Genomic DNA, 16,343 nt, shown 5'->3' with positions numbered 1-16,343 from the left:
CTCAGACCAGCGCATTGCGTTTGGCCAGCTCGATCAGCTCAACCAGATTTTCGGTATTGAGCTTTTCGTGCAGACGGGTTTTATAGGTGCTGATGGTCTTGTTGCTCAGCAGCATGCTCTCTGCGATTTGCTTGTTGGTAAGGCCACGGGCGAGTTGCTCCAGCACCATCAACTCGCGGTCGGACAAACGCGTGATGCGCTCATGCTCATCCATGTGCACCTCTTTGCCCCGAACCGATTTAATAAATTGCGCCGGGAAGTAGGTGTAACCCGCCTGAATGGCTTTTACCGCATTGAGTAATTCCGCCAGCTTTTCTTCCTTGCAGACGAACCCGGACGCACCTGCCTGCATGCAACGGGCACTGAAGAAATTGGCTGACTGCGATGTGAGCACCAGAATATGGATGGGTAAACCGGAAAGTTTCAGGCGCGATATGACCTCAAAACCATCGAGCCGCGGAATACTGATATCCAGAATAATAATGTCAGGTCTCAACTCCTTGGCCATTTGCACGGCATCCACGCCGTTATCGGTCTCCCCGGTTACGCTCAGGCCGTGCTTTTCCAGGAGCATCCTGACTGCCATACGTACAACAGGATGGTCATCAACAATTAAGACTTTACCCACGACTAAGCTCCATTAATTTGCGCAAACTATTCAGCATTACTTGGTATATCGACAGCTATCGGATTGTTACGCAGCTTAATTTATGACAAATAATTTATATCGCTTCAAAACCATACTTTATATCGGGCAAAGACAAACCAACGCACTCAGATACAAATGATCACAAGTAACGAGTGTTCAGCCCCAGGCACTATATATATTTATTGAACCCCAAACCTTTAACACTAACTAACGACCAGTTATTAATAACCAACTGTTCCGCAGGCATGGGTTTTCCATAAAAATAACCTTGAACCAAGTCACAGCCCATCTCAAACAACAACTCTTGCTGTTGCAGTGTTTCAACACCCCCGGCCACCAGCGATATATTCAAAGAGCGCGCCAGTGCGACAGCGCTGCTGATCATTGACATATTGCTGGAGTGACGCCGACGCGAGAGAAGAAACGAGGTATCCAGCTTCACTTGGCTGAACGGGATTTCGAATAGATTCAACAGCGATGAGTAGCCAACCCTAAAGCCTTCCATTGCCAGGCCGCAGCCCATGAGCCGCAGACGTATGAGGTTTTTCAAGCCACGAGCAGGAACCTCTGAACTGCCCAAATCGCTTATTTCAAAGATCAATCCGTTAAGCGGAAGCTGGCAAGCACAGACCAGATCTTTTATTTGATCGACCAGATAACTAGAGCCCAACTGCTGAGCAGGTAAATTGAATGACAACTCAATATGTCGGTTATTAGCCTGCAACGATTGCTGCAAACTCAAACCTTGCTTGATTATGACCCAGAACAATTCATCAAGCAGGTCATTGTCCTCAATTAGCGGCAAAAATTGCTGAGCGGAAATAAGCCCATGAATCGGATGCTGCCAACGCGCTAATACTTCTGCGCCCTTAACCTCGCCGGTTTTAAGGCTCACCTTGGGCTGATAAAACGCCTTGAACTGCCCAACATGCAATCCTTTAATAACTTCATCAACTGTGAGCGGGATCGCATTTGATAAATCGTCAACAACAGGGCCGGCATTATCAAAGCGTCCTAATAATGCTTCGAGTTGTTCAAAACTGAAGGGATGGCTCAAGTCACCCAACAAATTAAGGCCGAATGCATCGATAATACTGACAACCGCATTGCGCAGGCTGGCATCGACTTCGCAACTCAAAATTAGGGAGTTGATCAGACCGGACTCGGCTGCATGCCGAAGAAATACCAGGCCGTCCATCTCAGGCATGCGCAAATCGCAAATGACGATATCGACACCACCGGCCTCCCTCAAAAGCGTCAGCGCCGAAGCACCGTCACGCGTTTCAAGCACCTCACAGACTCCGGCCTTTTTCAGCGCGGCAACCGTAACCGCGCGCTGAAATGCATGGTCCTCGATGACGAGAACAGATAAAGAAGCCATGAGATACCTAAGATGAGAGCGAAAGAATAGATTTTCCGAATCCTCATCGAACAAAACTACAAGTAGATACTGGCATGCCTGTAGGAGCATTCTGGTCTAACAGGTGATGTTCACAGTTTCACGCGCCAGATTGATAGACGACCGGACTGGCGCAATGCTATTGCACAGACAAGAATGAATGCCTAACAAGGCACTGGGAGCCACGACATGCGCTGGGAAAGAGGACGACGCAGTGACAACGTTGTAGACGCACGCTCGGGCGGTGGCCGACGGGTTGGCCGGTTGAGCCTGGGCGGGATTGCAGCAGTGGTCGTGATCGGCTTGTTAATGGGCCAGGATCCGCTGCAAATTCTCGGGCAACTGGCCGGCCAGGCAGTTCAGCCCGGCGCACCCAGCAGCCAGCAAAGCAGTGAACCGGCAGCCAACGATCAGCAATCGGAATTCGTGCGTGCCATTCTTGGCGACACCGAAGACACCTGGGGAGAAATTTTCCAGAATGCCGGTCAGCAGTACCGGGACCCCAAACTGGTACTTTTCCGCGGGCAGGTTCGCTCGGCCTGTGGCGTTGCCAGTTCGGCAGTAGGCCCGTTCTATTGTCCCGGCGATCAGCAGGTCTACCTTGATCTAGACTTTTTCAACGAGCTTGAGCAACGTTTCTCGGCTGCCGGCGACTTTGCTCAGGCTTATGTAATTGCTCATGAAGTTGGCCATCACGTGCAAACCTTGCTCGGCGTCTCCGCGAAGATAGATGCGGCGCGTCAGCGCGGCCAGAAGATGGAAGGCGACAACGGTCTTCTGGTTCGCCAGGAATTGCAGGCCGATTGCCTTGCGGGCGTATGGGCCAACAGCGCTCAGCGTCGCCTCGACTGGCTGGAAGATGGCGATCTTGAAGAGGCGCTGAATGCGGCCAACGCGATCGGTGATGACCGTTTGCAGAAGCAAACACGCGGCCAGGTCGTACCGGACTCATTCACTCACGGCACGTCCGCGCAACGCATGCGCTGGTTCAAGGCAGGGTTCGACAACGGCAACCTGAGCAGTTGCGACACCTTCAATACCGCGCGCCTTTAAGCCAAAACCAACAGACCCCCGATATTGCTAGCGGGGGCCTGTTGTTGCTTGCTTACTGCATCCAGGGCGGAGGCGGCGGCTCATCGGCGCTGTCGTCATCAGCATTGAGCAATGCCTGACGACGGGCTTCCTCGGCCAGCGCGGCCTTGATTTCACGCATCACGGCATCAACATCTGCCGAGTCTTCAGGGTCGTCGAATTCACCGGTCAGCACGCTCTCAGGCGTGAGTTCACCGGCTTCATAGAGCGCCCACATTTCCTTGGCAAACTTGCTGTAGCGCAACTCCGGGGCAAACTGGCCGAAGTACGCGGCCATGTTGCCGACATCACGCTCCAGCATCTTGAACGCGTGGTTATTGCCCGCTGCATCAACTGCCTGCGGCAAGTCGATAATCACCGGGCCTTCGGGGCCAAGCAGTACGTTGAATTCGGACAAGTCGCCGTGAACCAGTCCGGCGCAAAGCATTTTGACGATTTCCTGAATCATGAACGCGTGGAATTCGCGGGCGTCTTCGGGCAACAAGTCGACGTCATTCAAGCGCGGCGCCACACCGCCCTCGCCGTCAGTCACCAACTCCATCAACAGCACGCCCTCGAGAAAATCGTAGGGTTTGGGCACGCGCACATTGGCGTTGGCCAGTCGGAACAAAGCACCGACCTCGGCATTCTGCCAGGCGTCTTCCTGACCTTTACGGCCATATTTAGAGCCCTTGGCCATCGCCCGCGCATCGCGGGAGTTACGCACCTTGCGGCCTTCCTGATATTCCGCGGCCTGACGAAAGCCACGCTTGTTGGCTTCCTTGTAGACCTTGGCGCAACGCAACTCTTGACCACACCGGACCACATAAACTGCCGCTTCCTTGCCACTCATAAGCGGGCGTATCACCTCGTCGACAAGACCATCCTCGACCAAGGGTTCAATACGTTTTGGCGTCTTCATCAGTTTTTCTTAAGGGTCCTGTATGGCCTGAATTGTCGTTAGCGTGTTACTCGCGTATCTGATGGCAAAACACTTTGCTTTTCAAGGGCCTCTTATACGGCAATCGAGACGTAGCGCCCACCCTGACAGAATGATTAGTCCCTCCGAGCCTGATTCCAGAGCCTTGAAATATGCGGAAATAAGCAACATAGGCCGCACAACGTGCAGCCTTGCGACACGCCAATGGGTTTATTTCAGCGCGCTTGGATCGCTCTGGGGCAAACCCAGTTCGATGGGCTCACCAAGCGAGTCATTCAGGCGCTGTAATTCATAGCGTATGGCTTCGGCGTCGTCGGCCAGCTCCAGGGCGATACTGGCAAATTCATCGGCGACCTCGATAAAGGCCAGCACCACCGAGGGGTCAAAAATGTGCCCGCTGCTGCTGGTGATTTGTGCCGTCGCCTGAGCATGGCTGACGACTTGGCGGTAGGGATGCCGGCTGGTCAGGTCTTCATACGCATCGACCAATGCCATCAAACGTGCGGACAGTGGAATTTGTACGCCGCGCAACCCTTGTGGATAACCGCTGCCGTCCCAGTGTTCGTGCTGGCTGTAGACGATGTGCTTGGCATCGGTGAGAAAGGTAATCTGGCTGCCCAGTTTCGCTTCTGCCGCCTCCAGTGCCGCGCGACCGGCTTCGGTATGCTGATGCAGCAGCCTGAGGTCATCGTCCGAAGCCTGCTGCGGAGCGAGCAGCAAACGGTCTGGCAACACCAGCTTGCCGATGCCATGCAACAAGGCAGATTTGCCCAGCCGCTCAATGGCCTCCTCGCTCATTTCGTCTTCCAGGCCGGGCTGTTGGCGCACCAGGGCTTTGGCCAGCACGCGCATGAAGCGCTCAACCCGCGCCAGGTGATTACCGCGCGGGTTATCGCGCATCGCCGCCAGATTGGCCAGCGTTTCAATCGTCACCTGTTGCAACTGTTCAAGCTCGCGGGTGCGGCGGCGTACGGCAAGTTCCAGGTATTCGTTACGGTCGCGTTGAAAATCCGCATTGAGCTTGAGTTGCAGGTGGGCATTGATACGCGACAGTATCAACGCAGGGCTGATCGGCTTGGTGAAGTAATCAACGGCGCCCAGATCGAAGCCCTTTTGCTCATCGGCTTCATCGCTTTTTGCAGTGAGAAATATGACCGGAATATTGGCAGTTTGCGGATCGGCCTTGAGTTGGCGACACACTTCATAGCCATCCATGCCCGGCATCATGATATCGAGCAGGATCAAATCCGGAGCAACGCTACCGGCGGCGATTCTCAGGGCATTTTCACCGCTGGTAGCGACCTTGAGGCGATAATGATCGAACAGCAGTTCGCTCATCAGTTGCAGGTTTTCGGCGGTATCATCGACCAGCAGAATCAACGGTTGGTCGGGTTGCTCAAGCATATCGCGCATTGCAAAACTCCCTGCTTACATCTTGAGGCCGCGTAAGCTCATTGCACCGCGCAATTGAACCAGCGCCGCAGCAAAGTCGTAGCTATTGATAGCGGCGTAAAACAGCCCCTGCTGATTACCCAAAACACTTTGTAATATAGCGGCTTGGTGTTCGAACACCTTGCAGGCCCGCGGATCGTCCGCCTCCAGCAGGCTGATCATTTGCTCACACACCTCAATGACCTGATCGGCATCAACGGGTTCGGCCGGCTCTACGACAGCCTGATGGCTCGGAAACGCGTGGATGATGGCGCCACACAGGCTGGTCAGTTCAACCTCCAGAGCGGTCAGTAATGGTGTAACCGAATCACCCTGCGGATCGTTCAACGCAGCATCCAGCGCAACGGCCTGACCTTGCAGTTTGGTCGCGCCCAAACTGCCTGTCAGGCCTTTGAATGTGTGAGTAAGGCGCGCGGCGCAGGCTTGGTCCGACTCTGCCAATGCAGCCCTTAAATGTTCGGGGAAACGGCCCTGACTGATGGCGAATCGCAGCAGTAACCGCAGGTAAAGCTCGACATTACCCTGAACCCTGCGCAAGCCTGCGGCTATATTCACGCCTGGCAATACCAGTTCAGACGGCAGGTCTGCTTGGCGTTGCTGGTTCGGCGATAGGCTTGCCTGAGGCCTGAGCCAGCGCTGCAAACAGGACTCGACCGACTCAGGCTCAAGCGGCTTGCTGAGAAAATCGTTCATGCCCGCCTGCAGGCACAGCGCTTCATCTTCAGCCTGCACATTAGCGGTCAAGGCGACAATTGGCAGGTGCTCGAACTCGAACATTTGCCGTATGGCCTGAGTCGCGCGAATACCGTCCATCACCGGCATCTGCATGTCCATCAGCACCAAGTCGTAATAATCAGCCCCCATTGCGCGCATGCGACTGAGCGCCACTGCGCCATTTTCAGCCTGATCAATGTGCAACCCAGTGCCCTGAAGCAGCCCGATCACCAGTTCACGATTTATCGGGTTGTCTTCAACCAGCAGTATCCGCAACCCGGAAAAGTCTGCCGTCTGGGGCTGCGGGCTAATGGTCATTTGACCGTCATCGGACGATTGCAGATTAAGCGCTGTGCTCAGCACCTCTTGCAGCATGTTTGCCAGCACCGGCTTGGCCAATACACTGACATAGCCTGCCGATTCCGCACGGATGAAAACACTGTCCTCGCAATACCCACTCATCAGCAACATCGGCGCGACAGACTGCAGGTTCAGCGCCTGGATTTGCCGGGCAAGGTCGATGGCGTCCATGCCCGCCACATCGTAGTCAATGATCAGCAGATCGTAGGACGACTCGGCGACCTGTAAAGCCTGCAGAACAGCGGCGTGAGAACCCACAGCATGCACCTCGAAGCCTTGCTGCTGCAGCAATCGCGTCACGCACGCACGTGCCCGCTCATGATCATCCAGCAACAGCACCCGCAAACCTTGATACAGCGCCTGGCGCGAGGGCTGAATGCTTTGCGCTTCAAGTGCCAGCCTGAACCAAAAAACACTGCCTTCGCCAACCTTGCTGCTAACGCCGACAGCGCCGTGCATCGCTTCGGCCAAGCGCTTGCTGATCGCCAGCCCTAAGCCGGTGCCGCCATATTGGCGCGTGGTTGAAGAGTCGCCTTGCTGAAAGGATTGAAACAAGCGCGAGATCTGCTCTTCGGTCAAGCCGATCCCGGTATCGCTAACCGCAAACTCAAGCTGTTGCTCTCCTGCTTCGCTGCGCACCACTCGCACGCTCAGGCAGACCTCGCCGTGCGGGGTAAACTTGATCGCGTTGTTACAGAAGTTGATCAGTATCTGTGCGATTCGCAATGGGTCGCCCACAAGCTTTTCCGGCACTTGCGGCTCAATATCGAAGACCAGTTCGAGGCCCTTCTGGCCTGCTTTATGACCCAGCAGCGTGGCCAGATTCTCAAGCACCGTTTGCAACTCGAGCTCGACATGTTCGATGCGCAAGCCATTAGCCTCAATCCGCGAGAAGTCGAGAACGTCATTGATGATTTCCAGCAGATGCTGGCCGGCCTGCTGGATCTGGCTCAGATAATTGCGCTGCCGACTCTCGGTAGCCCCGCGCAACGCCAGATGGGACATGCCGAGGATGGCATTCATCGGCGTGCGAATTTCGTGGCTCATGTTGGCCAGAAAGTCGGACTTCATACGTGCAGCCTGCTCAGCCATCTCCTTGGCGGCAAGTACTGTATCTTCTGCCTGCTTGCGCGCAGTGATATCACGACTGATGCCTACCAACCCTAAAGAAGCGCCCTGTTCATCGCGGATTACCGTGCGCACCGTATCGAAGATGACACTGCGCCCATCGGGGTAAACCACCGACTCTTCACGGTTGCTCGGCTGCTCATCGCTCAATGCTTCACGATCATCCTGCGCGCGCATCGTCGCCCAATCAGTGCTCAGCAGTTGCTGATCGGTTTTGCCGATGATTGCCTTGCGCGAGACCCCGAACAGCTCGGCGCAGGCGATGTTAAGCCCTGCATAGCGCCCGGCAGAGTCCTTGAACCAGATGGGATCGGGAATCGCATTTATCAGTGTCAGCAACTTGGTGCGCTGCAGGTCGGCCTCGGCCTCGGCAGCTTGGCGCTCGGTTATCTGCTCAGCCAACCGGCGATTCCAGAACAGAATGAGCGTGATCAGCACCAGCGTACCGAGTAAATACGGCCAGGCTAACTGCAGCAGACGGTGCCAGTTGAACTCGGTGAGGTGCGGCAACCAACGGTCCTTGACCTCTTGTTGCTCATCATTGGTCAGGCTGGCCAACGCCTTGTCCATCAACACCAGCAATTCTGGCCAATCCTTACGCACGGCAAAGTGGAATTCGCTGGTGTTCAGACCCGCCTCGCCGCGCAACTCCAAATTGTTGAGGTTGAGTTTTCGGATCAGGTGACTGGCCGCGATCATGTCGCCGATATAAGCATCAGCCCGCCCCGAAGACACGGCGCGCAGCGCTTCCTCGCTGGAGCCGACCGACTGGATAATCACATCCGGCACCCGGGCTTTCAGCATGTACTCGGCGGCAAAGCCTTTCTCTACCGCAACGCGGGCGCCGGAGAGCGCATCAGCACGCTGGTACGATTTGTCTGCGCGGGTAATGAGGAGGCTGCTGCTTCTTAAATAGGGGCTGGTGAATGACATGCGCGACAGCCGTTTCGGGGTAATCGCAACCGAGGGCAGCACATCCAGCCTGCCAGCTTCCAGTCCGCCAGAGCGCCCACCCAACTGTCGACGATTACCGGCAGAAAGCGCACACCTAGCCGTTCGCCAACCAACGTCAGGTAATCACCACTGGTGCCAGTATGCCGGCCCTGCGGGTCCATCACATCGAAGGGCGGCGAACCTTGCTGCTCAACGCCGACACGAATGACCGGGTGCGCCTCAACCCAGGCAAGTTCATCTTCGGTTAGCAATATCCGGGGTGCAGCAGCCAGCGAAAATGCCAGTAACCATAGCGTTGAAAACATCCACACCCGGAGCATTGTCGCCCTTCCATTGCGCACTATCACCCACCTGATTTATGCCAGCAGTTTAAAAGTCAGAATCGGATTGGCACTCAAGGCAGCAGCTCCGATAATCTCAGTATCGTCCGAGGAGCCCGTTGATGCCCGATTTATCTCGCTATTGGCAAGCCGTGTGCGAGCGTGATGCAAGCTATGACGGCCAGTTTGTATTCGCGGTCAGCAGCACCGGCGTTTACTGTCGCCCCAGTTGCCCGGCACGCAGACCGAAGGCGTCTAACGTCAGCTTTCATGGCAGTTTCGAGGAGGCCGAGCGCGCCGGTTTTCGCCCCTGCAAACGCTGTTCGCCACACGGCCAAAGCCCCGCCCAACAGATGGATCAACTGGTAACTGCCGCCTGTCGGCTTTTACTCGAGTCAAGCCCTGCGCCAACGCTGGTGCAATTGTCCGAGCGTATTGGCGTCAGTGCATCGCATCTGGTGCGCGCGTTCAAATTGCGCACCGGGCTCACCCCCAAAGCGTGGCTTGCTGCGCAGCGTAAAGCGCGCTTCGAGACGGAGATCACGACGGCAGGCTCGGTCATCGACGCGGCGCTCAGTGCCGGGTATTCCGGCACGCGGGTGATTTATCAGCAGCCACAAGCACTCACCCCCAGCCAACGGCGTCAGCAAGGCCGGGGCGAAACGCTGCGCTACACATTCGGTCAATCGCCCCTCGGCCAAGTACTTCTGGTCGCCAGTGATAAAGGTGTCTGCGCCTTGTGGTTGGGCGACAGCGCAGAGACGTTGGAAACAGAGCTGCATGCACGCTTCGCACAAGCAAGCTTGCAGCCAGATCCGGCTGGACTGGGCAGTTGGTTGCAGGCCGTGCTCAAGCAGATTGTTGAACCGCAGCGGGCTGTGCAATTGCCGCTGGATATTCGCGGCACAGCCTTCCAGCAACAGGTGTGGCGCGCCCTGCAGAGCATTCCTTGCGGCCAGACGCGCAATTATCAACAACTGGCCCAAAAACTCGACAGCCACCCACGGGCCGTGGCGCGCGCCTGTGCCAGTAACTCACTTGCACTTCTGATCCCCTGCCATCGGGTTATCAATGCGGCGGGTGGCCTTAGCGGTTATCGCTGGGGCATTGAGCGCAAGCAAGCGCTGCTCGACCGTGAGCAGGCCAGCAAAGCTGATTGACGCGCCCTCTTGCGTCGCTGCCTGATCCATCCGAAGCTATGCGCCCCCAAGGAGCGCGCATGAACATCCAAGAGTTGACTCAACGTCTGCACGCCATTCGTGACCGTAACGACTGGCGTAAATTTCACAGTCCGAAGAACCTGGCCATGGCTGCCAGTGTCGAAATGGCTGAACTGGTTGAAATATTCCAGTGGCTGAGCGAGGACCAATCGCGCCAGCTGGAACCCGCCGTGCTGGAGCATGCGGGGCAGGAAGTCGGCGATATTGTGTTGTATCTACTGTTGCTGTGCAGCGAGTTGGGGCTCGATATGGATCAGGTGGTGCGGGCCAAGCTCGCCGACAGCGAGAGGCGATTCTGCAATGACTGACCGCCACTTCGATGAGCTGGCGACTCGCTTCGCTGAAAAAATTTACGGTGGAGCCAAGGGCGCGATTCGCCTTGCGGTGTTACAGGCCGACCTCGCAGAAGCCTTGCCGGATAAACCCCTGCGCGTGCTCGATGTCGGCGCGGGTCTGGGCCATATGTCGCTGTGGCTGTCCGAGCGCGGCCATGATGTAACACTCGCCGAACCGGCCGGGCCGATGCTCGATGGCGCACGCGCGCGTTTTGCCGAAGCGGGGCAAACAGCCACGTTTATACAGGCTCCGTGGCAAGATTTACTGGGCCAACTCGACCAACGCTATGATTTGGTGGTGTGCCACGCCGTGCTGGAATGGCTGGCAGAACCGGCGAGCATTCTGCCCGTGTTACACCAACTTACAGCGCCAGACGGCATGCTATCGCTGGCGTTCTATAATAAGAACGCACTGGTTTACCGTAACCTGCTCAAGGGCCACTTCCGTAAATTGCGCAAGGCTGAGTTCGCGGGTGAGAAGCAAAGCCTGACCCCGCAACAACCGCTCGACCCGGAAGAGATGGCCACGCAACTCGCAGAACTTTGGCAGGTCGAAAGTCAAAGTGGGATACGGGTTTTCCACGACTACATGCCGCACGAGTTTCAGGCCAAGGCCGAACTGATCGACCTGCTTGAAATGGAATTGGCCTACCGGCGGCACCCTGCGTTTGCAGGACTGGGGCGTTACCTGCACTGGATTTGCAGGCCCCGTTAAGCGGAGACGATGATGAAACGCATCACCCTAGCGATAGCGTGCCTGGCTTTGGTCGCGTGTCAGAGCCAGAAACCCTATCGTGCGCAATCATTACCGCTCCCGCCCGCTCCGCCCCAGGCTGCAAATCAGGCAGATCTCAGCAGTTACCCTGTGCCAGCACGAAACTACGGCCAATATAAAAGTTGGGGTTGGCTCAATGGCCAGACGCCGCCCGGTATGGGTTGGGCTACCCCCGATCTGGTGCAACAAGCCGTCAGCAGTGCACTCGACCAACGTGGCTTACGCCCCGCACAACCGGGCCAGACAGCAGACTTGAGTGTGAGCACCGACATGCGCATCGAGCGGCGACTCCGGCAGGTAGCCGATAGCTATGCAGGCGGTTATTACGGAGGAGGTTACGGCGGGGGTTACTACAACGACGGTTTTGGCGTCGGAGCCGGCGTGCCATTGGTTCGCACCTATGAAGAGGAAGTCGTGGTGGTGCAGATAGACCTCTACGACAACAAGGATAAGCAACGCGTCTGGAGCGCCACAGCCGAGAGTTCAAGCGCTGGCAGCCGGGCAGATCAGACAGACGCACTGCGCGATGCGGTACAAGGCGCGCTCATCACCTATCCACCCTATTAATCCACCTTGATGCATTAACACCGAGGTCGAGGAGTCAATCATGCGTATGAAGTTAATCGCACTGCCCCTGTTATTAATGCTCGCCGCGTGTCAGGCGCCGCAGCCCAATCGCGACTACGACACCAGCAAGGACTTTGGCGCTTACCGCACGTGGAGCTGGAAGGAGCCGGCGGTGCAGTATCGCCCGCAAGACCCGCGCCTGCAGAGCGACCTGACGGATTCGCGCATTCGCGGCGCGATCAACGAGCAACTGGAACAGCGCGGTCTGCGCATGGCAGCCAACAACAGCAGTGGCGACTTGCAAGTGCAGGCTTGGATGATTGTCGATGACAAACAGCAGCAAGTCAGCACCAGCTACGGTGGCGGCGGTTACTGGGGCGGCCCGTGGGGAGGCGCTTACGGCGGCCCGGCTTATATCGACACGCGCACGGTCGATTATCAGGTCGGCACGCTGCAAATCGACATGTTCGACAGCAAAGACGGCAAGCTGGTCTGGCGCGCCAGCAGCCAGAAAATCCTCAATGACGGGGCACTGAATCCAGCCCAGCGCGATGCTGAAATTCGCCAGTCGGTCGGGCGTATTCTCAGCCAGTATCCGCCGCGTTGAGCATTTCGGTGAACATACGCCCGGCACTGCCGGCGGACCTGCCGAGCGTTGTCGGTTTTACGCAAACCGAGCAAGAGCTGTATTTCAGCTTTCCCAAGGCAATCTGGCCGCTCAGCCTTGAGCAACTGGCCGAGGCAATGGCAACCCGCCAGGGCAGCACGGTGGCTGTGCTTGATGGCGAGATCGCCGGTTTCGCCAATTTCTACCAATGCCAACCCGATGAATTCTGCGCATTGGGTAATCTGATGATTGCCCCTTGGGCGCGTGGCAAGGGCGTTGCGCAAGCGTTGATCGGGGCGATGGAACGGCTCGCCCGCGAGCAATTCAACGCCCGCTTCTTGCGGGCCTCATGCTTCAACCAGAACAGCGCCGGGCTGCTGCTTTACCCCAAGCTGGGTTATACGGTCGACGCCATCGTGGAACGCCAGAATCACCAAGGACAACGAGTTGCCCTGATCCAGTTCAGCAAGTCTCTGCTTGCGGCGACCTGACCTGACTGGCGATCGGCAGGCAGATGGTAAAGCGTGCGCCTGTGACCGGCCAAATCCAATACTTCGCGTTTTGCGGCATAATGCGCGGCTGAAATAATCAGGAGTCAGCCATGCCCGCCCCTATCTGGTGGTTACTTGCATTGCCATTTGTCGCAGGCGCCTGCCTGCCCCTACAAGCTGGGATCAATGGCCAATTGGCCAAGCAAGTTTCCAGCGTTCTGGCCGCCTCGCTCATTTCCTTCGGGGTGGGCACCGTGGCGTTGTTCCTGCTGGTGTTGATCCAGCGCGAGCTTCCCGGTTTTGCCAGCCTCAAAGGCCTGACCTGGTGGCATTGGTGTGGCGGCTTCCTCGGTGTGATGTTTATCGCCACCGCCGCCTTCGCCGGTCCCAGAGTGGGTGCACTGCTGTTCATGGTGCTGGTGATCGCCGGGCAATTGACCATGGCCGTGACCCTGGATCACTTCGGCTGGGCTGGTTTTCGTGAAGCACCCATCAGCGCGAGCAAGGTCATTGGTTTGTTGCTGATCGTTGGTGGCATCTGGTTCATTCGTCGCGGATAACCGCCACACCCCGTATTGGCAAGGCCTGCGGGGTGATCTCAAAGATATATCGTGTTACCTTTGCCGCCTTTTTTGCACCTGCCGCGCAACGCTCGGCAGCCGCGCGAGCCTCGCCTCGCCTGTGCGGCCAGCCCGCTTGGCCATTCGCTGCGTTAAACCACCAACGTGCCTTGTGCACCTTGCGCATGGCCGCCGAGGTCAACGGCACCGCTAACGCTACGCTTACCCGAACCGACGTCGTGCCCACCGGCCAGGCTCACAACCATTGTGGAAAACAGCATGCTGCAGTCACTCAAGAACACCTGGTTTTTTAATTTACGCGGCGATGTCCTAGCGGGGCTGGTCGTTGCACTGGCACTGATTCCGGAAGCCATTGCGTTCTCGATCATCGCCGGCGTTGATCCCAAAGTAGGTCTGTACGCCTCTTTCTGCATTGCTGTGGTTATCGCCTTTGTCGGCGGCCGCCCGGGCATGATCTCAGCCGCCACCGGGGCCATGGCGCTGCTGATGGTGACGCTGGTCAAGGATCACGGATTGCAGTATTTGCTGGCGGCCTCGCTGCTTTGCGGGCTCCTGCAAATCGGGGCGGGTTATCTCAAGCTTGGCTCGCTGATGCGTTTTGTTTCGCGCTCGGTGGTGACCGGTTTCGTCAACGCGCTGGCGATTTTGATTTTCATGGCGCAGCTGCCGGAACTGACTAACGTGACCTGGCATGTTTATGCCATGACCGCCGCTGGCCTGGGCATAATTTACCTGTTCCCGTATGTGCCGGTGATTGGCAAAGTTATCCCGTCTCCGCTGGTGTGCATTCTCACGCTGACCGCCGTGGCCATTGCCCTGGGTCTGGACATCCGCACCGTGGGCGATATGGGCGAGTTGCCCGACACCTTGCCAATCTTCCTCTGGCCGGATGTCCCGCTGACCTTCGAAACCCTGCAGATCATCTTCCCTTACTCCGCCGCGATGGCTGTGGTGGGCCTGCTTGAGTCGATGATGACCGCGACCATTGTCGATGATCTGACCGACACCTCCAGCGACAAGAACCGCGAATGCAAGGGTCAGGGCGTAGCCAATATCGCCTCCAGCCTGCTCGGCGGCATGGCCGGTTGCGCAATGATCGGCCAGTCGGTAATCAACGTTAAGTCGGGTGGCCGTGGCCGCTTGTCGACCTTGATCGCCGGCTCGGTGCTGCTGATCATGGTGGTATTTCTGAGTGACTGGGTCAGCCAGATCCCGATGGCTGCGCTGGTGGCGGTGATGATCATGGTCTCGATCGGCACCTTTAGCTGGGACTCGATTCGTAACCTCAAGCACTACCCGCTCTCGACCAATATCGTCATGCTGGTGACCGTCGCGGTTGTGGTGTTTACCCACAATCTGGCGTTCGGGGTGTTGGCTGGCGTGCTGTTGGCGGCGATGTTCTTCGCCAACAAAATTGGCCACTTCTTGTTCATCAGCTCTGAAATTGATGCCAACGGTACGCAACGCACCTACAACATTGTCGGCCAGGTGTTTTTCTCGTCCGCCGACAAATTCATCAATGCATTTGATTTCCGCGAGGCGCTTGATAAGGTCTGTATAGACCTGTCCCGCGCACATTTCTGGGACATCACCGCCGTAGCGGCGCTCGATAAAGTGGTGCTGAAATTGCGCCGCGAAGGGACCGAAGTTGAAGTAATCGGGCTCAATCAGGCCAGCGCCACCATCGTCGACCGGTTTGGCGTACATGACAAACCCGATGCCGTGGATAACCTGATGGGCCACTAAAAAGTCGCGAAATACGCTGCGCAGCCCGAAGCGGCTGCCAACCACAAGGACACGCCAGATGAGCCAAGTATTCGCCAGTATCGATGGATCAGCCGCAGCGCCAGGCGTTTGTGATTACGCCGCATGGGCCAGCCAGCGCCTGCAAGCGCCGCTGACCCTGCTGCATATTCTCGACCGCACGCTTTATCCACAAGCGGGCGATCTCAGCGGCACTATCGGCTTGGGCAGCCGCGAGCATTTGCTGACTGAACTGGCAGCACTTGATCAGCAACGCAGCAAGGTCGCGCTTGAGGAAGGCCGGATAATTCTTCAGGCGGCGCAAAGCCGCGTGCAGACAGCGGGCATCACTGAACCGATGTTGCGCCAACGTCACGGCGACCTGATCGCCTGCCTCAGCGAACTCGAAAACGAGATGCGTCTGCTGGTCATCGGCCGCCAAGGCGAACGCAGTGCCAGCACCGAGCATCAGGTAGGCGGCCATCTTGAAAGCGTAATCCGCACTCTGCACAAACCGATTCTGGTGGCTGGCGACACGTTCACGGCGCCCCAACAAATAATGCTGGCGTTCGACGGCAGCGCGACTGCGCACAAGAGCGTTGAAATGCTCGCCGACAGCCCGCTAATCAAAGGTCTGCCTTGCCACTTGGTAATGGTCGGCGCAGACAGCCACGCCACGCGCGAACAACTGAAAACCGCTCAGCATCGCTTGCTCAAGACAGCCAGTGAAGTGCATCTGGCGATTGTCGCAGGCGAGGTCGAACCGGCTCTGCACGCGTATCAGGCCGAGCACAACATCGACCTGCTGGCGATGGGCGCTTATGGCCACTCCAGAATCCGTCAGTTCTTTGTAGGCAGCACCACGACCAATTTGCTCCGCTCCAGCACCAGCGCCCTGCTGATACTGCGCTAGATAAATGCACCGCCAATCACAGCGGGCCTGTGGTTGGGCGGTACACCGGCGCAACTGGCGCTTTCTGTAGCCTAACTTTCGTTCAGAAAGACAAGTTTGGGCCGGGACTACAACAAAAGCACTG

The 16,343-nt window shown here is 57.1% G+C and carries 17 protein-coding genes; 10 read left to right on the top strand and 7 right to left on the bottom strand.

Annotated features, from left to right (window positions below):
* Position 1 precedes the first annotated feature (1 nt).
* Both FEZ62_RS01045 and FEZ62_RS01040 read right to left on the bottom strand, forming a co-directional pair.
* A complete protein-coding gene (locus FEZ62_RS01045; protein WP_172926533.1) occupies positions 2-628 on the bottom strand; it encodes a response regulator in 627 nt (208 codons plus the stop codon).
* Between the two features lie 190 nt (positions 629-818).
* Positions 819-2,030: an EAL domain-containing response regulator gene (locus FEZ62_RS01040; protein WP_172926532.1), complete on the bottom strand. Its 1,212-nt coding sequence runs from the start codon at positions 2,028-2,030 to the stop codon at positions 819-821.
* A 207-nt stretch (positions 2,031-2,237) separates the two neighbouring features.
* On the opposite strand from FEZ62_RS01040, the gene FEZ62_RS01035 reads away from it, so the two are divergent.
* The gene (locus FEZ62_RS01035) at positions 2,238-3,101 is read left to right on the top strand and encodes a neutral zinc metallopeptidase (protein WP_172926531.1); all 864 of its coding nucleotides are present in this window, start codon (positions 2,238-2,240) and stop codon (positions 3,099-3,101) included.
* A 52-nt stretch (positions 3,102-3,153) separates the two neighbouring features.
* Here FEZ62_RS01035 and FEZ62_RS01030 read toward each other — a convergent pair whose 3' ends face one another.
* The 4 genes from FEZ62_RS01030 to FEZ62_RS20895 all read right to left on the bottom strand — a co-directional run bounded on the left by FEZ62_RS01030 (position 3,154) and on the right by FEZ62_RS20895 (position 8,987).
* Positions 3,154-4,041 (bottom strand): PA4780 family RIO1-like protein kinase, encoded by an 888-nt coding sequence (locus tag FEZ62_RS01030; RefSeq protein ID WP_172926530.1) that lies wholly within the window; start codon positions 4,039-4,041, stop codon positions 3,154-3,156.
* A 228-nt stretch (positions 4,042-4,269) separates the two neighbouring features.
* Positions 4,270-5,472 carry an HD domain-containing phosphohydrolase gene (locus FEZ62_RS01025; protein ID WP_172926529.1) on the bottom strand — a complete coding sequence of 401 codons (1,203 nt, stop codon included), beginning with the start codon at positions 5,470-5,472 and terminating at the stop codon, positions 4,270-4,272.
* A gap of 15 nt (positions 5,473-5,487) precedes the next feature.
* Positions 5,488-8,688 (bottom strand): response regulator, encoded by a 3,201-nt coding sequence (locus tag FEZ62_RS20900; RefSeq protein ID WP_345940414.1) that lies wholly within the window; start codon positions 8,686-8,688, stop codon positions 5,488-5,490.
* The gene (locus FEZ62_RS20895; protein ID WP_172926527.1) at positions 8,622-8,987 is read right to left on the bottom strand and encodes a transporter substrate-binding domain-containing protein; all 366 of its coding nucleotides are present in this window, start codon (positions 8,985-8,987) and stop codon (positions 8,622-8,624) included. The genes FEZ62_RS20900 and FEZ62_RS20895 overlap by 67 nt, the downstream gene beginning before the upstream one ends.
* 122 nt (positions 8,988-9,109) lie before the next feature.
* On the opposite strand from FEZ62_RS20895, the gene ada reads away from it, so the two are divergent.
* The 7 genes from ada to FEZ62_RS00980 all read left to right on the top strand — a co-directional run bounded on the left by ada (position 9,110) and on the right by FEZ62_RS00980 (position 13,542).
* A complete protein-coding gene (ada, locus tag FEZ62_RS01010) occupies positions 9,110-10,147 on the top strand; it encodes a bifunctional DNA-binding transcriptional regulator/O6-methylguanine-DNA methyltransferase Ada (protein ID WP_172926526.1) in 1,038 nt (345 codons plus the stop codon).
* Between the two features lie 59 nt (positions 10,148-10,206).
* On the top strand, positions 10,207-10,515 hold the full coding sequence (locus FEZ62_RS01005) for a MazG-like family protein (protein WP_069902538.1): 309 nt from the start codon (positions 10,207-10,209) through the stop codon (positions 10,513-10,515).
* A complete protein-coding gene (locus FEZ62_RS01000; protein ID WP_172926525.1) occupies positions 10,508-11,257 on the top strand; it encodes a methyltransferase domain-containing protein in 750 nt (249 codons plus the stop codon). Before FEZ62_RS01005 ends, FEZ62_RS01000 begins: the two co-directional genes overlap by 8 nt.
* A 150-nt stretch (positions 11,258-11,407) precedes the next feature.
* Positions 11,408-11,884 (top strand): DUF4136 domain-containing protein, encoded by a 477-nt coding sequence (locus FEZ62_RS00995; protein ID WP_345940412.1) that lies wholly within the window; start codon positions 11,408-11,410, stop codon positions 11,882-11,884.
* Positions 11,885-11,924: 40 nt separating this feature from the next.
* Positions 11,925-12,491 carry a DUF4136 domain-containing protein gene (locus FEZ62_RS00990; RefSeq protein ID WP_069902535.1) on the top strand — a complete coding sequence of 189 codons (567 nt, stop codon included), beginning with the start codon at positions 11,925-11,927 and terminating at the stop codon, positions 12,489-12,491.
* A 2-nt stretch (positions 12,492-12,493) separates the two neighbouring features.
* On the top strand, positions 12,494-12,982 hold the full coding sequence (locus tag FEZ62_RS00985) for a GNAT family N-acetyltransferase (protein ID WP_345940417.1): 489 nt from the start codon (positions 12,494-12,496) through the stop codon (positions 12,980-12,982).
* 110 nt (positions 12,983-13,092) lie between these two features.
* Positions 13,093-13,542 (top strand): DMT family transporter, encoded by a 450-nt coding sequence (locus tag FEZ62_RS00980; protein WP_069902518.1) that lies wholly within the window; start codon positions 13,093-13,095, stop codon positions 13,540-13,542.
* A 152-nt stretch (positions 13,543-13,694) separates the two neighbouring features.
* Here the strand turns inward: FEZ62_RS00980 and FEZ62_RS20820 are convergent, their stop codons facing one another.
* Positions 13,695-13,823 carry a hypothetical protein gene (locus FEZ62_RS20820; protein ID WP_274600609.1) on the bottom strand — a complete coding sequence of 43 codons (129 nt, stop codon included), beginning with the start codon at positions 13,821-13,823 and terminating at the stop codon, positions 13,695-13,697.
* Between FEZ62_RS20820 and FEZ62_RS00975 the strand changes: the two genes are divergently transcribed.
* A complete protein-coding gene (locus FEZ62_RS00975) occupies positions 13,822-15,309 on the top strand; it encodes a SulP family inorganic anion transporter (RefSeq protein WP_069902516.1) in 1,488 nt (495 codons plus the stop codon). The genes FEZ62_RS20820 and FEZ62_RS00975 overlap by 2 nt on opposite strands.
* A 58-nt stretch (positions 15,310-15,367) precedes the next feature.
* Positions 15,368-16,219, top strand: coding sequence for a universal stress protein (locus FEZ62_RS00970; protein ID WP_172926522.1), 852 nt, complete (start codon positions 15,368-15,370; stop codon positions 16,217-16,219).
* Positions 16,220-16,343: the final 124 nt, after the last annotated feature.

Origin of the sequence: Pseudomonas sp. MS19, assembly GCF_013277615.1 — a bacterium.
Taxonomy (GTDB): Bacteria; Pseudomonadota; Gammaproteobacteria; order Pseudomonadales; family Pseudomonadaceae; genus Aquipseudomonas; species Aquipseudomonas marincola.
Note: the sequence above shows the minus strand (reverse complement) of the source record. Positions and strands in the feature narration are given on the sequence as shown.

Excerpts from the sequence above, each read along its gene's own strand:
- FEZ62_RS01040 (WP_172926532.1), bottom strand. The coding sequence starts at position 2,030 with ATGGCTTCTTTATCTGTTCTCGTCATCGAGGACCATGCATTTCAGCGC.
- FEZ62_RS01035 (WP_172926531.1), top strand. The coding sequence starts at position 2,238 with ATGCGCTGGGAAAGAGGACGACGCAGTGACAACGTTGTAGACGCACGC.
- FEZ62_RS01030 (WP_172926530.1), bottom strand. The coding sequence starts at position 4,041 with ATGAAGACGCCAAAACGTATTGAACCCTTGGTCGAGGATGGTCTTGTC.
- FEZ62_RS01025 (WP_172926529.1), bottom strand. The coding sequence starts at position 5,472 with ATGCGCGATATGCTTGAGCAACCCGACCAACCGTTGATTCTGCTGGTC.
- FEZ62_RS20895 (WP_172926527.1), bottom strand. The coding sequence starts at position 8,987 with ATGCTCCGGGTGTGGATGTTTTCAACGCTATGGTTACTGGCATTTTCG.
- ada (WP_172926526.1), top strand. The coding sequence starts at position 9,110 with ATGCCCGATTTATCTCGCTATTGGCAAGCCGTGTGCGAGCGTGATGCA.
- FEZ62_RS01005 (WP_069902538.1), top strand. The coding sequence starts at position 10,207 with ATGAACATCCAAGAGTTGACTCAACGTCTGCACGCCATTCGTGACCGT.
- FEZ62_RS01000 (WP_172926525.1), top strand. The coding sequence starts at position 10,508 with ATGACTGACCGCCACTTCGATGAGCTGGCGACTCGCTTCGCTGAAAAA.
- FEZ62_RS00990 (WP_069902535.1), top strand. The coding sequence starts at position 11,925 with ATGCGTATGAAGTTAATCGCACTGCCCCTGTTATTAATGCTCGCCGCG.
- FEZ62_RS00980 (WP_069902518.1), top strand. The coding sequence starts at position 13,093 with ATGCCCGCCCCTATCTGGTGGTTACTTGCATTGCCATTTGTCGCAGGC.
- FEZ62_RS00975 (WP_069902516.1), top strand. The coding sequence starts at position 13,822 with ATGCTGCAGTCACTCAAGAACACCTGGTTTTTTAATTTACGCGGCGAT.
- FEZ62_RS20820 (WP_274600609.1), bottom strand. The coding sequence starts at position 13,823 with ATGCTGTTTTCCACAATGGTTGTGAGCCTGGCCGGTGGGCACGACGTC.
- FEZ62_RS00970 (WP_172926522.1), top strand. The coding sequence starts at position 15,368 with ATGAGCCAAGTATTCGCCAGTATCGATGGATCAGCCGCAGCGCCAGGC.